16 protein-coding genes are annotated in these 15,669 nt (G+C 56.2%); all 16 read left to right on the top strand.

Annotated elements, in window-relative coordinates:
• Window positions 1-112: 112 nt before the first annotated feature.
• The 16 genes from RWS31_RS10495 to sufB all read left to right on the top strand — a co-directional run bounded on the left by RWS31_RS10495 (window position 113) and on the right by sufB (window position 15,667).
• On the top strand, window positions 113-283 hold the full coding sequence (locus tag RWS31_RS10495; protein WP_314598191.1) for a hypothetical protein: 171 nt from the start codon (window positions 113-115) through the stop codon (window positions 281-283).
• A 78-nt stretch (window positions 284-361) separates the two neighbouring features.
• Complete coding sequence (mreB, locus tag RWS31_RS10490; protein ID WP_314598190.1) at window positions 362-1,378, top strand: rod shape-determining protein MreB; 1,017 nt, start codon at window positions 362-364, stop codon at window positions 1,376-1,378.
• A gap of 113 nt (window positions 1,379-1,491) precedes the next feature.
• Complete coding sequence (locus RWS31_RS10485; protein WP_314598188.1) at window positions 1,492-2,286, top strand: flagellar hook-basal body protein; 795 nt, start codon at window positions 1,492-1,494, stop codon at window positions 2,284-2,286.
• A gap of 72 nt (window positions 2,287-2,358) precedes the next feature.
• A complete protein-coding gene (gene flgG, locus RWS31_RS10480) occupies window positions 2,359-3,150 on the top strand; it encodes a flagellar basal-body rod protein FlgG (protein ID WP_009646882.1) in 792 nt (263 codons plus the stop codon).
• A gap of 14 nt (window positions 3,151-3,164) precedes the next feature.
• Entirely contained in the window at window positions 3,165-3,899 is a 735-nt protein-coding gene (flgA, locus tag RWS31_RS10475) for a flagellar basal body P-ring formation chaperone FlgA (protein ID WP_273107978.1), read from the top strand.
• A gap of 12 nt (window positions 3,900-3,911) precedes the next feature.
• Window positions 3,912-4,517, top strand: a complete 606-nt coding sequence (locus RWS31_RS10470) for a flagellar basal body L-ring protein FlgH (protein ID WP_273107979.1) — start codon at window positions 3,912-3,914, stop codon at window positions 4,515-4,517.
• A gap of 56 nt (window positions 4,518-4,573) precedes the next feature.
• The gene (locus RWS31_RS10465) at window positions 4,574-5,686 is read left to right on the top strand and encodes a flagellar basal body P-ring protein FlgI (protein ID WP_314598183.1); all 1,113 of its coding nucleotides are present in this window, start codon (window positions 4,574-4,576) and stop codon (window positions 5,684-5,686) included.
• A gap of 14 nt (window positions 5,687-5,700) precedes the next feature.
• Window positions 5,701-6,132 carry a rod-binding protein gene (locus RWS31_RS10460; RefSeq protein WP_314598182.1) on the top strand — a complete coding sequence of 144 codons (432 nt, stop codon included), beginning with the start codon at window positions 5,701-5,703 and terminating at the stop codon, window positions 6,130-6,132.
• 175 nt (window positions 6,133-6,307) lie between these two features.
• A complete protein-coding gene (locus RWS31_RS10455; RefSeq protein WP_294177391.1) occupies window positions 6,308-7,660 on the top strand; it encodes a phosphomannomutase in 1,353 nt (450 codons plus the stop codon).
• Complete coding sequence (gene galU / locus RWS31_RS10450; RefSeq protein WP_314598179.1) at window positions 7,660-8,568, top strand: UTP--glucose-1-phosphate uridylyltransferase GalU; 909 nt, start codon at window positions 7,660-7,662, stop codon at window positions 8,566-8,568. Before RWS31_RS10455 ends, galU begins: the two co-directional genes overlap by 1 nt.
• A 111-nt stretch (window positions 8,569-8,679) precedes the next feature.
• The gene (locus RWS31_RS10445) at window positions 8,680-10,137 is read left to right on the top strand and encodes a glucose-6-phosphate isomerase (RefSeq protein WP_314598177.1); all 1,458 of its coding nucleotides are present in this window, start codon (window positions 8,680-8,682) and stop codon (window positions 10,135-10,137) included.
• A gap of 241 nt (window positions 10,138-10,378) precedes the next feature.
• The gene (locus RWS31_RS10440) at window positions 10,379-11,083 is read left to right on the top strand and encodes a hypothetical protein (RefSeq protein ID WP_314598175.1); all 705 of its coding nucleotides are present in this window, start codon (window positions 10,379-10,381) and stop codon (window positions 11,081-11,083) included.
• 86 nt (window positions 11,084-11,169) lie between these two features.
• Window positions 11,170-12,564 carry a pilus assembly protein PilQ gene (locus tag RWS31_RS10435; protein WP_314598173.1) on the top strand — a complete coding sequence of 465 codons (1,395 nt, stop codon included), beginning with the start codon at window positions 11,170-11,172 and terminating at the stop codon, window positions 12,562-12,564.
• Window positions 12,509-13,180 (top strand): response regulator transcription factor, encoded by a 672-nt coding sequence (locus tag RWS31_RS10430; protein ID WP_009646904.1) that lies wholly within the window; start codon window positions 12,509-12,511, stop codon window positions 13,178-13,180. Before RWS31_RS10435 ends, RWS31_RS10430 begins: the two co-directional genes overlap by 56 nt.
• Before the next feature lie 314 nt (window positions 13,181-13,494).
• Complete coding sequence (sufC, locus tag RWS31_RS10425) at window positions 13,495-14,250, top strand: Fe-S cluster assembly ATPase SufC (RefSeq protein WP_314598170.1); 756 nt, start codon at window positions 13,495-13,497, stop codon at window positions 14,248-14,250.
• Window positions 14,251-14,260: 10 nt separating this feature from the next.
• Window positions 14,261-15,667 (top strand): Fe-S cluster assembly protein SufB, encoded by a 1,407-nt coding sequence (gene sufB / locus RWS31_RS10420; protein WP_294177429.1) that lies wholly within the window; start codon window positions 14,261-14,263, stop codon window positions 15,665-15,667.
• Window positions 15,668-15,669 lie beyond the last annotated feature (2 nt).

Below are 15,669 nucleotides of genomic sequence, written 5' to 3'. Positions count from 1 at the left end.
TTGAGGGGGTAGTGTTCACAAGACGTATGGGTTCAAGTCCCATCAACCGCACCATTTGAATTCAAGGCTCAGCGTTTGCTGGGCTTTTTTCTTGCAGAAAGGAGCGTTGACTGTGCTGCAATCGGAAAGGGTCAAGAAAGCGATTGAGGCGGTGGAAGCATGCTGTGGCAAGTGCGAGATCTGTTCACCGGACTGTCCTGTCTTCGTGGCAAAACGGGCGCTCTCGACGTTACTTGCTGATTTGGAAGAGTATGAAGCCTCGCTGGGCGAAGACGTTCATTGAAGCTCTTGTCACGGGACGCAAAATATTATATTATAAAGGATGACTGATGAGAAGTATCCCTTGGAAGGGGTTTGATATATGTTTGGCATGTCAATGGATATCGGGATTGATTTGGGAACAGCGAATGTGCTCGTTTTTGTCAAGGGCAAAGGCGTCGTTCTGCGCGAACCTTCGGTCGTGGCGATGGATCGCGATTCGGGACACATCCTGGCGATCGGTGAGGAGGCACGCCGCATGATCGGGCGAACGCCTGGCAATATCGCGGCGATTCGTCCGCTTCGCTCGGGCGTCATTGCCGACTATGACATGACGGAGCGCATGATCCGCTTCTTTATTGAGAAGGTCACGGGTAAAAGCTTCGTCTTCCGTCCGCGCATCATGATCTGTATCCCATCTGGTGTCACGACCGTCGAGCAGCGCGCCGTGCAGGAAGCGGCGGAGCAGGCGGGCGCACGCTATTCGCAGCTCATTGAAGAACCGCTGGCCGCGGCCTTGGGCGCGGGACTCAATATCGAGGAGCCGAGCGGTTCAATGGTCGTTGATATCGGCGGCGGTACGACGGATGTCGCCGTCATCAGCCTTGGCGGCATCGTGAACAGCGCAAGCCTGCGCATCGCAGGCGATACCTTTGACGAGGCGATCATCGCTTACATCAAGCGCGAGTACAACATGCTGATTGGTGAGCGCACGGCGGAGGACATCAAGGTCAATGTTGGCGCGGCCTTTTCCGGTGCGCGTGACTCTTCAATGGAGGTGCGCGGGCGTGACCTTCTGTCGGGTTTGCCGAAGACGATCACGGTGACATCAAAGAATGCGGCGGAAGCGCTTGAAGCTCCCGTGACGGGCATCGTACAGTGCGTGAAAAAGGTGCTTGAGGAGACACCGCCAGAGCTTGCGGCGGACATCATGGATCGAGGCATTGTCATGACGGGCGGCGGTGCTCTGCTCTATGGACTCGATGAGCTTCTGCGCCACGAGACTGGAATTGCTGCTGCTCTGGCTGAGGACCCGATGTCGTGCGTGGCCTTCGGCACGGGCAAGGCGCTTGAGTATATCGGCATGGCAGCAGAGCGAGTGAAGTTCTTGTCAAAATAAAGCCTTTTGCCCTCTTATGATTTGAGGGGAAATGCCGATAAAAAGTATAAGGAATTTTACAGTTTGCAAGTATACATCTGCTATGTTGCAGATGATGACAAGGAGGCTTTTCCATGCTGCGTGGCTTGTACGTTGCGGCGTCCGGCATGATTACCGAGACGAACCGCACGGATGTGATTGCAAACAACCTCGCGAATGCGGCCTCGTCTGGCTACAAGAGGGACGAGGCAATCAATCAGGAATTTGCACCTATGCTGCTGAAGCGCATCAATGATAACCAGGATGATGAGGTCACGTCCTTTCGTGGCTTCCGGTTGGAGCAGGGACCGCCGCGGGTCGGCAATCTCGGACTTGGCGCCTATACGGCGGAGATCGCTACCGACCATGTGCAGGGCAGTATGAAAACGACGGGCAACATGCTCGACCTCGCTGTATCGGGTGAGGGGTATTTTGCCATCCAGACGCCCCAGGGCGTGCGCTACACGCGCGATGGCAGTTTCTATCGGCAAGCAAACGGTGCGCTCGTGACGGCACGCGGACAAGCCGTTCTGAATGCACAGAATCGCCCGATCATGCTGCCCGACAGTGCAAACATCACGATCGGTGCCAAGGGTGAGATTATGGATGGCCGGAGGCGTATCGACACCTTGCAGTTCGTGCAGTTCAATGATCGCCGGGCTGTCTTGAAGCAGGGAGACAACCTCTATCGTCCGCAGCAGGGGGCACAGCCGCAGGCGGCGACGGGTGATATTCAGCAGGGCATGCTCGAAAATTCCAATGTCAATATTGCGAGCGAGATGGTCAGTCTGATCAACAATTACCGCATCTATGAAGCGGGATCGCGTGCACTTGTGACGCAGGACTCGATGACAGACAAGACGGTCAACGAGGTTGGCCGAACGAGCTGATGATGTGAAGAATTCTAGGGATAGGGATTTGTCAATTTTTTCGGATTTAAAGCAGATGGGGGATTTTGCATTATGATGAGAGCACTTTGGTCCGCAGCTTCGGGCATGAAGGCGCAGCAGGACAATATGGACGTCGTCGCACACAACATTGCGAATGTTAACACCTTCGGTTCGAAGAAGGTGCGAGCGGAATTCCAGGATCTCGTTTACCAGAATCTGCGCGCTGCGGGTGCACAGAGCGGCGCCGATTCCCAGTATCCGACGGGGCTTGCCATCGGTCTCGGCACGCGCACAGCGGCGACGCAGCGCATCTTCACGCAGGGTAATCTGCAGTCCTCGGGCAATCCGACCGATGTCGCCATTCAGGGTGAGGGTTTTTTCCGCATTGAGATGCCGGATGGAACGATCGCCTACACGCGCGACGGCTCTTTCAAGCTCGACCAGAACCGCCGCCTTGTGACGACGGATGGTTATCCTTTGGCGGATGGCATCACACTTGATGCCAATGCGCCGAGCGATACCATCGTGATTGCGGGCGATGGTCAGGTTTCGTGCACGCCGGCTGGCGGCAACGTGACAGCGGTTGGACAGATTACGCTGTCACGCTTCGTGAACCCTGCAGGTCTTTTCGCGATCGGCAAGAATCTGTTTAAGGAGACAGATGCTTCGGGCAATGCGATTGACTCCAACCCTGGAGAAGAAGGCGCGGGCACACTCACGCAGGGCGTCGTCGAGATGTCGAACATCCAGATCGTTGAGGAAATGGTTAATATGATCGTAGCGCAGCGTGCGTACGAATCGAATTCCAAGGCGATCACGACGTCGGATTCGATGCTTGAGATTGCGAATTCCCTCAAGCGTTGATGAAGGGATAAAACATGAAGGCTAAGGTGGCGACAGCACTCTTCTTGGTGTGCGTCGCCCTTTTCCTCACTTCGGCGGGGATGGTGGAAGCGTCGCGCTTTTCACAGACCGTCAGTGCCGCTGAGTTCGAGCGCATGACGGACGAGAAGATGGAGGCGCTCTTTAGGGACAAGGGCGAAACACGCCGTCGCGAGGTGGCTCTTGTGAAACCACCGCGTGACATGAAATTGCCAGCAGGCGAGGTTTCGTTCTCGGTAGAAGCTCCTCTGGGGCTTTTGTATGATCGCCGAACGCCGATTTACGTTTCTGTGCTCTTGGATGGCAGACCGTATCGCCGGGCGCTTTCCTATTATACCGTCCGCGTTTACGATACGGTTCTCGTCGCTTCGCGCAATCTCTTTCCCGAGCAGGCATTGTCGGAAACGGATCTGCGATTCGAGGAACGCGAAGTGACGCGCGTGCGCGGACGCTGCTTGAAAGAAAAGAGCGAGGCACTTGGGCATGTCGTATCGCGCATGGTTCGGGAGGGCACGGTGCTTTCGGAGGATCTCCTGCGACAGCCGATCGTGATGGAATCGGGTGCGGCGGTGACGATCGTTTCGCATTACAATGGCATCGAAGTACGTGTTTCAGGCGTCGCACTCACACGAGGTCGCGTGGGGCAGAAGATCCGCGTGCGCAATGAGGCTTCTCGCAAGGTGATGCTCGCGCGGGTGTTGGACGCCTCCACAGTCGAGATTGGGTCTTGAGAAGGGGACATTATGAGAAACAGCAAGAAATGGCAGGCCTTTATGCTCGCCGGCGTTTTCAGCGGAGCGCTCTTCTTCGCGCCTACGGCCTTTGCGCAGTCTCTGTGGGCGGATGCTGCGGAAGGTACGTCCTACGGTGTCTTTGCCGACCGTAAGGCGCATAATGTGGGCGATACGCTGACGATCGTAATCAGTGAGAAGACGACGACGACGCAAACGAAATCGCGAAAGAATGGTAAGTCAGCTTCGACGACGCTCAATGCGGGCACAGGCATCTTTGATTTTTTGACCTCGGCTTCGGCGGGCGCATCGGATTCGTGGAAGGCAGACGGTTCTGCCAAGGATTCGAGTAATTTCTCGGGCAATATCGCGGTGACGGTTGTCGAGGTACAGCCGAATGGCAATATGATCGTCGAGGGCACGCAGTCCATCTGGCAGAATAAGGACGAACACAAGATCACATTGCGCGGCATCGTGCGACGCGATGATGTGACGTATGAAAATACGGTTCCGTCGACGAAGGTGGCGGACGCCACCGTGCGCTTCGATGGCAAGGGGCCACTGAACGCGAAGCAGCGCCAGGGCATCCTCACGCAGATTCTCAACATTCTGTTCTAGGTGAATGGGCTTTTGGAGGAATGTTCGACTTTCCTTGGCTTTGAGGAGGCAGTTTTATGAAGAAGATCCTTGCGTGCTTTGCCGCGCTTTTCCTCGTCGTCATGATGAGCGCGACAGTTTTTGCAGAGTCGTCAGTGACGCGCATCAAGGATATTGCAAAGGTGCAGGGCGTGCGCTCGAACCAACTTATGGGCTACGGTCTCGTCGTTGGCCTCAATGGCACGGGCGATTCGAACAAAACGCTCGAAACCTTGCAGTCCGTGGCGAACATGCTGCGCGAGTACGGCGTGACGATCAACAAGGCGGACTTGAAGACGAAGAACGTCGCGGCCGTCATGGTTACGTCGACGCTGCCGCCCTTCGTGCGCGAAGGCGATAATATCGACATCACCGTATCCTCGATGGGCGATGCGAAGAGCCTCGCTGGCGGCACTCTGCTGCAGACGCCATTGCGTGCGGCGAACGGTACGGTCTATGCCGTCGGGCAAGGCCCTGTAGCTACGGGCGGTTTTTCCGCAGGTTCAAGCGGCGGTTCGCAGCAGAAGAACTTCCCGACTGTCGGCACGACGCCGGGCGGCGCCATCGTGGAGCGCAGTGTCGAGGATGATGACATCGGCGCGAACGGTACAATCGCGCTCTCTTTGAACAGAGCGGACTTTACAACGGCGGCGCGCGTTGCGCAGGCAATCAACTCACAGTACGGCGGCATTGCGCGCGCGGCGAATCCCGGGCGCATCGACATCTCCGTGCCCGCCTACTACCGCGGCAATATCGTCACTTTCGTTGCGAGTCTTGAGGATCTTCCCGTCATGCCAGACACGGTCGCCAAGGTCGTCGTTAACGAGCGCACGGGCACGATCGTCATGGGCGGCAACATCGCCGTCGATGAGATCGCCATCACGCAGGGCGGCATTTCGATCAGCATCACGAAGGATCTCACCGTCGATCAACCGCCGCCGTTCAGCCCAGGTACGACGGTCGTTGCAGATAACACGGACGTCAAGGCGAAGGAGCAGAAGGCAAGCTCTATCGTATTGCCAGCGACGGCAAACGTCGGCGATGTCGTCGGAGCATTGAACTCGGTCGGCGCGACGGCCCAAAACATCATTTCCATCCTGCAGGCGATGAAGGCCTCGGGGGCGCTCCATGCGGATCTGGAAATCATTTGACGAGGTGAGACGGTATGCAGATTTTTGACGCTTTACATGCGGATGCGCTCCATGGACAGGGAGCGGTGAACAGCTCTTTGGAACAGGCGAAGGAGCGCGCGGACAGCGTGCAGTTTTCGGACAAACTGAAGGAGGCGCAGAAGTCGCTCTCGCCCGAAAAAGGGCAGAAAGCACAGACTTCTGCCGAGGAAGCGGCGGCGAACAAGAAGCTTATGGATGCCTGCAAGGGCTTTGAGTCGATGTTCCTCGACATCATGTACCGACAGATGCGCCAGACTGTGCCGAAGGACACGCTCTTCGGGCACGACAACACGGATGACATCTTAGAATCCATGCGCGATACAGCCATGGTGGAAAAGATGTCGGAAGCAGGCGGTATCGGTCTCGCCAAGACGCTCTACGAGCAGTTGCAGCGCGAGGCGCATGCGATCAAGGTGGACGCATAAGGATTTGGGAACGGCATGGTTTTGCGCCATGCCGTTTTTTATTGGAAATATGCAGATTCCTTAAATTTTTTCCTTTTGCTAAGCAGGGAAATCGACGCCTTTTCCCGAAAGAATATAATATTCAGTAATCCATGAAGTCATAAGGCAACGTATTCAGCAAGAAGAGGTGGCAGTTATGAAAATTAGCAACAAGGGTTTCGGCGCGTATGACATCCGTGGAATTTATCCGGAGGAGGTCAATGAGGAGCTTGCCTATCGCATCGGGCGCGTTTTCGTCGATCTCTTCCATGCGAAGAAGGTCGCAATCGGGCACGATATTCGTCTTTCCGGACCTTCGATTCGTGACGCTCTTGCGAAGGGGCTGACGGAGGCGGGCGCCGACGTCATGGACATCGGGCAGTGTGGCACGGAGATGATCTATTTCACGACGGCGCACTATGAACTGGACGGTGGCATCATGATCACGGCGAGCCACAACCCGAAAGAGTACAACGGTATGAAGTTCGTGCGCAAGGAATCGCGCCCGATTTCGAGCGATACGGGGCTCAAGGACATTGAGAAGGCCGTGATGGAGGGCGACTTCAAGCCGCTTGATCGCCCGAAAGGTAAGATTGAAGAGGTCGATGTGCTCGACGAGTATGTCAAGCACATCCTGACATACGTCGACGTCAAGGCGCTGAAGCCGTTCAAGATCGTCGTCAATACGGGCAACGGTGCGGCAGGGCCGATCATCAACGCGCTCGAAAAGCATCTGCCCTTCGAGATGGTCAAGGTGTTCAACGAACCGGACGGTAACTTCCCGAACGGCGTGCCGAACCCGATCCTGCAAGAGAATCGCGAGGCGACGGCGAAGGTGGTGCGCGAGTCGGGCGCTGTCGTCGGCATCGCTTGGGACGGTGACTTCGATCGCTGCTTCCTCTTCGACGAGAAGGGCGGTTTCATCGAGGGCTACTATATGGTTGGCTTCCTCGCGCAGGCGTTCCTCAAGAAGAACAAGGGCGCGAAGATCATCTACGATCCGCGCCTCGTCTGGAACACGATCGAAATCTGCAAAGAACTTGGCGGCGAGGCTGTGATGTGCAAGAGCGGCCATGCGTTTATCAAGGATAAGATGCGCAAGGTCAATGCGGTTTACGGCGGCGAGATGAGTGCACACCACTACTTCCGCGACTTCTCTTATTGCGATAGCGGCATGATTCCGTGGCTCTTGGTGCTCGAACTGATGAGCGCTGCAGGAAAGCCTTTGTCCGAACTTATGGCAGAACGCATGGCACGCTATCCGATCTCGGGCGAGGTCAACAGCAAGGTTGCCGACGCGCACGCCGTCATGAAGAAGGTCGAGGAAATCTACGGAAGCAAGGGCAAGGTTACGAAGGTGGACGGACTCTCCGTCGAGTTCGCGGACTGGCGCTTCAACCTGCGCATGTCGAACACGGAGCCGGTGATCCGCCTCAACGTAGAGACCCGTCATGATGAAACGCTGATGAAGGAAAAGACGGAGGAACTCCTCGCCGTCATTCGAGGGTAATGATGACGAAGCAGAAAATCCGCAAGGCGATCATTCCTGCAGCGGGACTCGGCACGCGCTTCTTACCGGCGACGAAGGCGCAGCCGAAGGAGATGCTGCCCATCGTCGATACGCCAGCCATACAGTTCATTGTCGAGGAGGCTGTCGCCTCGGGCATCGAGGAGCTTCTGATCATCACGGGGCGCAATAAGCGCTCGATCGAGGATCACTTTGACCGTTCTCTGGAGTTGGAGATGCAGCTCAAGGAGCATGGCAAGTATGACATGCTCAAGATGGTTGAGGAGATCTCGGACATCCAGATCCACTTCATCCGACAGAAGGAGGCGCGTGGGCTCGGACATGCCGTGCTCTGCGCACGCCAGTTCGTTGGCGCGGAGCCTTTCGCCGTGCTCTTGGGCGACGATCTCGTCGATGCGAAGGTACCGTGCCTCGCGCAGCTTATCGACGTTTATGAGGATTACGGCGGCAGCGTGCTTGGTGTGCAGCAGGTACCGCAGAGCCAGGTTTCGCGCTACGGCATTGTCGCCCCGCGTCAGGTGAAGCCGAACGTCTGGCAGGCGATCGATCTCGTGGAAAAGCCCGAGGCAGAAAAGGCGCCGTCGCGCCTCGCCGTACTTGGCCGCTATGTGCTGACGCCAGCCATTTTCGACATCTTGGAGCATACAAAACCGGGTGCGGGAGAAGAAATCCAGCTGACAGATGCCATCTGTGAGCTTGCGCGCAAGGAAGAGGTCTACGCCTATCGTTTCGAGGGAAGGCGCTACGACATCGGTGACAAGGAAGGTTTCTTGGAGGCGACGGTGGAACAGGCCTTGAAACGGCCCGAGATCCGCGACGACTTCATGGCGTATCTCGTGCAAAGAATTGGGCCTTTGCTCCGACAAAAGATGGAAGAAGATGCGGAGTAATTGCCTAAGTGGGGATTGTTCTTTTTCCAGTGGTGTGCTATACTGTAAGCATTAAGTTCTGATGTGAGTCCGTTTCTCAAATATGGCTGATGGCATGGGGGTTGATGATCGATGGGGTTGAAGTTGAAGTCTGGATTCCTTTTTGACTACGATAATCTCTATGGCCCGGGCAAGGTGACGGAGGCCGATGTCAAGGAGATGGCGGACAGGATGAAGAAGGCGCATGAAGCGATGAAGGTCATGCGCTCGACGGGTGTCATTCGCGGTCACTTGTCGAAGGACGGGACGCCCGAAAAGGTGCTCTTCTCTGAGCTTCCGTATGTCACTGACGGGCATTTGAACTCGCCCGCCTCGCTCGCGCGCCTGAAGGAATTGACGGCGCATGTCAAGAATCATACGGACGCCGTCGTCTCGCTCGGGATCGGCGGTTCCTATCTCGGCAACAAGGTGCTTTTCGATGTAGAGTGCGGCGCCTACTGGAACGAAAGGACGGAAGAAGAGCGCGGCGGCTTTCCTAAGGTCTATTTCAGCGGCAACAACATTGACCCGCGTGCGACGGGCGATCTTCTCCGTTCGCTCAAGAATCAGGCAAAGATTGCCAGAAGTCACAAGAAGCGTGCGCTTCGCGTGATGCTCCTCGTGATCTCGAAGTCGGGCGGCACGCTTGATACGATGTCGAACTTCATGGTAGTCTACAAGGCACTGCGAGACGATGCGGATATCGAGGTCGAAGTTGTCGCGGTGACCGATCCGAATGAAGAGAAGCCGACGCTTTTGAAAAAGCTTGCGAAAGATAAAGGCTGGCAGACGTTCGCCGTGCCCGACGGCGTGGGCGGACGCTTCTCGATCTTCTCTGAGGTCGGGCTGTCGCTCGCGGCTTGCATCGGCTTCGACATCGAATCGTTCCTCGCGGGTGCGCGTGCGATGGACGAGGCATGCCAGGCGGACGACGTATGGCAGAATCCAGCGATGCTCAATGCGGTCTTAAAGTTCATCGCTTCCGAAAAGTATGGGCGAGACATTGAGGTCATGATGCCTTACGGCGACTATATGAAGTCGGTCTCCGAGTGGTACATCCAGCTCTTGGCGGAGTCCTTGGGTAAGGAAGTCGATCGCGAGGGCAATGAAGTCTGCTATGGCAGGACACCCATTGTCGCTGTTGGCACGACGGACATGCATGCGCAGACGCAGCAGCATCAAGAAGGAAAGCGCAACAAGGTCGTGCAGTTCATCCGCTTGGAAAAGTGGGCGGACGACCTCGTGATTCCGAACGAATTTCCCGATGTGAAGAAGCTCGCGGATATCTCGGGGCTGACGATGGGCGAGGCGCTTGAGGTCGCACGTCAGTCGAATGCTGACGCGCTTGCGTCGAATGAACGCTTCAATGCGCTGTTCTCGCTGCCCGAACTCAATGCCTTCCATCTGGGCGAACTGCTCTATCTCTTGGCTCTGAGCATTGCCTACGAGGGCGAGTTTGCCGATGTCGACGCGTTCAATCAGCCCGGCGTTGAGTCGTACAAGCGCATCATGGGACCGAAGCTCGAAGCGCTCAAGGCGGCGAAAAAGTAGCTGGGGCATGGTGCAAAGTAAAGGAACATAAAGGAAGATAAATGACGGAAGCTCTGCGAGGATCTTCTTGGAGAGAGCTTCCGCAAGACATAGGGAGCATCGACGGATCGGTGTTTCCGTCGTATACTCGCAAGAGGCGAGATCAACAGCTCTGCGGATTCTGGCAAGGAGGAAGCGGGGCTGTTTTATTCCTTGGAAAACGGGAATTTTTCGTGATTCTCTTGAAAGGAGGTGATAGAGAATGCTGGAAAGGGATGAGAGAAAATCAGGAGAAGAGATGAAGAAGAATACGGGCGTGCGTGAAGTTTTGGCGGACGGTTGGTTTACCGCCTTGCGCGAACGTCTTGTCGGCACTGGTGAGGATGTCAGGCTGCAAGGGCGGCGACCGATTCTTCTCGCGGCTCTTCTTGTCGCTGTGGGCGCGTGGTTCTTTGTTGAAGGGACGGAGCCGGAGGCAGGAGTGTTCGTCGCACCGCCCTCGGCAGAGGTGTCTCAGGCGCCGCTGCGCGAGGATGTGGCGGGAGCGAAGGAGACGCAGAATAAAAAGGCGCTGGCTGATCCGTTCGCACTGCTGCATGGTGAGGAACAGGCGACGGTCGCGGCGATGGCCGCCGTCGGCGGCGGTGATGAACGATGTGTTGCCGCGCTGAACCGTGCGGCAGGCAAGAGTGACAGCGATTCGAATGCAGGCGAGCGCCAGGATGAGAAAGCTGCGGCCTTGCCGAACGGTATAGCAGCGGGGAAGACCGCCAGTACTGCTGTGCCGCAGGTGCGCGGTACGGTGACGAGCAATGTCGGAACCGTGTTGCTGCTCTCGGTCGGCGGACACGATTTTTTCCTCGCTGAGGGCGAGGAAAAAGAGGGCGTACTGCTGCAGTCGCTTTCGGATAAAAGTGCCGTCGTCGTGGTCGGCGGCAGGTCGTACACACTGAACCTGCCCGGCTGAATCTGCTCGATACAGTTCAGGGATACATAGCGTCATAAGGGATGAGTTGGGAGAGGTTTGTTTGTGCTCCAAGGAGGGAGTTCGATATGGGCATCTTGCCGAGAGTCGGTGCATTTTTCCTCGCCGCATGTCTTGCCGGCACTTCACCGGCATCGGCCTCTCCCTTGACGCTTGAAGTTGTTGATGCGGATGTGACAGCGCTTCTGACGTCTATTGCACGCCTTTCGGGTCTCGACCTCATACTTGATGATTCTGTGAAAGGGCGCATCAGCCTTAGTCTTAAGGACGTTGAGCCAGAAGAAGCTCTGATGCTCATCGGCAAGGCGAAAGGGCTGGTGGTGCAGCATGAGGGAAAAGTCCTTCTCGTGCGCGCGGCGAAGGAGGCAACGCCTTTTTACCGCATGCACGTGCTGCCCGTTCGTTATGCGGATCTTGATACGGCTTTCGCTGCCGTAAAATTATCTTTGGGAGAAGCAGGAATTTTCGCGATAGACGAGAATAAGAAAAATGGGAAGGAAGATATAAGCGAGCAGGGGCTTTACCGAACGGGAGAGCGGCTTTTGATTGACCGTGCGACAAATGCCCTGCTTTTCTATGGAACAGAAGAGGAGAGGGTACGCGCTGAGGCTGTGCTGCATTCGCTCGATGTGCCTACCGAGCAGGTATCTTTGGAGGCGCGTGTCGTCGCATTGGAGAAGAATGCGGCGAAGGAACTCGGCGTGGACTGGGATTGGTCGCCGCTGCCCATCGATCCGCACGGCACGGCGAAGGGCGGCTCGGAGGGTGGAAGAAGGGGCATCGATGGTGATGTGCCAGGCGTCATCCGCTTTGGCAGGACGCCCGAAGGCAAGCCCTATGAGTTCTACTATCGGGCGAAGATCGCGGCACTCGTCACGGATGGCAAGGCAAATGTCTTGGCACGTCCGAACATCACGACGCTGCAGGGTAGGGAAGCCGTGATCAACATTGGTGGTTCTGTGCCCGTGCCCGAGACGCAGACGACGAATTCTACGGTGACGACCTCGATAACGTATAAGAAGGCGGGCATCATCCTGCGCTATACGCCGCGCATTCATGAAAACGGCGAGATCACGGCGCGGGTTCATACGGAGGTCAGTTCGCCCGTCTACGTTGACGCTCTTAAGGCGTACAAGTTCCAGGAGCGCTCGGCCGATACGACCGTGCGCTTAAAAGATGGTGAGACCATGGTCATTGGCGGGCTCATTGGCAGCGAGGAATCACGCGTTTTTGCAAAGGTGCCGCTCTTGGGTGACATCCCCATACTTGGCGCATTCTTCAAGAGCGTGCGCCACACGAAGAACGATTCGGAAATCATGATATTTTTGACCGCGCACATCTTGCGCGATACTTTTTCTCCTGCCGAAGGAACGGCGGAATCAGGCGGAAAGGAAAGGATGTTTGGCAATGACAATCAAGATCTTGATCGCGGACGACCATGCGCTGCTTCGGCAGGGGGTTAAACGCGTGCTGAATTTCGAAGACGACCTGGAGGTCATCGGCGAGGCGGAGGATGGGCAGGAGACGCTCGCCAGAACCCTCGTTCTGCAGCCCGACGTGCTGCTCCTCGACCTCAATATGCCGGGGTTGTCGGGGCTTGAGGTGGCGTGCCAGCTCCAGGCGGCGAAGTCCAAGACCAAGATCATCGTGCTGACGATTCACGACAGCGACAACTATGTACTTGAACTCTTGAAGAACGGCGTCCTCGGCTATCTCCTCAAGGATGTCGAGCCTTCGATGCTCATCAAGGCGATTCACGTCGTCAACGAGGGCAATGCTTTCGTCTACCCGTCGCTCGCCGAGCGTCTCTTCGGCGGCGTCGCCGAGGATGAGAACATCAACGAAAAGGCGCGCACGATGTGGCGCGAGAGCCGCTCCGAGCGCTTGACCTCGCGAGAGATGGACGTCTTGTCGTGCATTGCTAAGGGTTTCAGCAATCAGGACATTGCGCAGGCGCTCTTCGTCAGCGAGAAGACAGTCAAGAACCATCTGACGAATATCTTTAGAAAGCTCAATGTCAACGACCGCACGCAGGCGCTGATCTACGTCTTGAAGCACAAGATCATGACGCTGGAATGAACGGCAGGAATTTTCGACCGATGCATACATCTTGCATGCATCGGTCTTTTTATGATAATTATTATCTATAAGGACTTTTGCTTTATGGGATTGACATTTATGACAAAACCACCTAAAATGAAAGGAAATAAATCCCGAGTAAAATACCATGAAACCCCAAGAAGTTAAGCCCAAGGGGCGCGGACTGATTGGCTAAGGTTTCATTAAGGGCGGCGCACAATGTCCACAAAGTGGACGTTTGTGCGAGTGAAATATAAAGCGTTGCACGGCGGCAAATTGCCGAAAAATTCCGTGCGGAAGAAAGGAGCATCATCATGTCGGATGCATTGCTGAACATTAAGAATCTCTCCGCAGGCGTGGAAGGAAAAGCGATATTGAAGAACCTCAACCTGACGATCAACAAGGGTGAGGTACATGTGATCTTAGGACCGAATGGCTCGGGCAAGTCGACGCTCATGAATGTCATCATGGGTCATCCGAAGTACGAGGTGACGGCGGGCGATATTTTCTTTGAGGGCAGGAGTCTCTTAGAGAAGAAGACGTTCGAGCGCGCGAGGGAAGGCCTCTTCCTCTCATTTCAAACGCCAGAGGAGATTCCGGGCATCACGGTTGAAAACATGCTTCGGACGGCGAAGCAGGCGGTGACGGGCGAGAAGGTCAAGATCATGGCATTCAAGAAGGAACTCAAAAAGACGATGGAAGAGCTGAAGATCGATCCTTCGTATGCCGAACGTTACATGAACGTAGGCTTTTCGGGTGGCGAGAAGAAGCGCAACGAGATCCTGCAGCTTTTGATGCTCGCGCCGAAGCTCGCGCTGCTCGATGAGACGGATTCGGGACTCGACGTCGATGCCGTGCAGATCGTCTCCTCGGGTATCGAGAAGTACCATACGGCGGACAACAGCTGCCTCATCATCACGCACAACTCGAAGATTCTGGAAAAGCTCAAGGTTGACCGCGTGCATGTTATCATCGGCGGACGCGTTGTCGAAGAGGGTGGTCCGGAACTCATCGATGAGGTGAACCGCCGCGGCTTCACGCACATCCTCGACGACGCTGCGGCAAAGTGAGGTGGGCGAGATGGCAAAGAAGAAAACCTTTGTGGAGGACATCGAGCGCACGCTCTACGACATCAAGAACCACGACGTTCCTGTCTACAAGGCGCAGCAGGGTCTGACGGAGGACATCATCCGTGACATCGCGAAGCAGAAGCACGATCCCGATTGGATGCTTGAGTTCCGTCTGAAGTCACTCGAGACGTACAATAAGATAGCGCTTCCCTCGTGGGGGCCGGATCTCTCGGAGCTGAATATGGATGAGATCGTCACCTACGTGCGCCCTGATGCGAAGATGACAGGAAACTGGAAGGAAGTTCCCGAGGACATCAAGGATACGTTCGATCGACTCGGCATCCCCGAAGCGGAGAAGACGTCGCTCGCGGGCGTCGGCGCACAGTACGATTCGGAAGTCGTCTACCACAGCATACAGGAAAGTCTCGTGAAGCAGGGCGTTGTCTACACCGATATGGAAACGGCGCTCGTCGAACACGAGGATTTGGTCAAGAAGTACTTCATGAAGCTCGTGCCGCCGAAGGATCACAAGTTTGCGGCGCTGCACGGCGCCGTTTGGTCGGGCGGCTCCTTCGTCTACGTGCCCGAGGGCGTCAATGTGGAGATTCCATTGCAGTCGTATTTCCGGCTCAACGCGCCGGGCGCGGGGCAGTTCGAACACACGCTGATCATCGTGGAAAAAGGCGCGAACCTACACTTCATCGAGGGCTGCTCGGCGCCGAAATACAATGTGACGAACCTCCATGCAGGCTGCGTCGAACTGTTCGTCAAGGAAGGGGCACGCCTTCGCTACTCGACGATCGAGAACTGGTCGCGCAACATGATGAACCTCAACACGAAACGCGCCCTCGTTGAAAAAGATGGCCTGATCGAGTGGGTCTCCGGCTCTTTCGGCTCGCACGTCTCCATGCTCTACCCGTGCAGCATTCTGCACGGCGAGCGCGCACGCTGCGAGTTCACGGGCGTGACCTTCGCGTCGAAAGGGCAGACGCTCGACACGGGTGCGACGGTCATCCACACGGCGCCGCACACATCGGCGACGATCAACACGCGTTCGATCTCGAAGGCGGGCGGCAAGGCGATCTACCGAAGCGCTGTGAAGGTCGCGAAGAATGCACCTTTCACAAAGTGCTCGGTCAACTGCGAATCCCTGATGCTCGACAGCATTTCGCGCTCCGACACGCTTCCTGCCATGGACATCGAGGGCGATGAGGCGGACATCGGGCACGAGGCGAAGATCGGCCGCATCAGCGACGAGGCGGTCTACTATCTGACGAGCCGGGGCATCGACGAGGAGGAGGCGCGCGCGATGATCGTGCGCGGTTTCGTCGAGCCGATCGCGAAGGAACTGCCTTTGGAATACGCCGTTGAGATGAACAATCTCGTCAATATTGAGCTTGAAGGCACGATGGGATAAGG

Origin of the sequence: uncultured Selenomonas sp. (assembly GCF_963528755.1) — a bacterium.
Lineage (GTDB): Bacteria > Bacillota > Negativicutes > Selenomonadales > Selenomonadaceae > Selenomonas.
The sequence above is the reverse complement of the archived record's forward strand: the minus strand, read 5'-3'. Positions and strand labels throughout refer to the sequence as shown.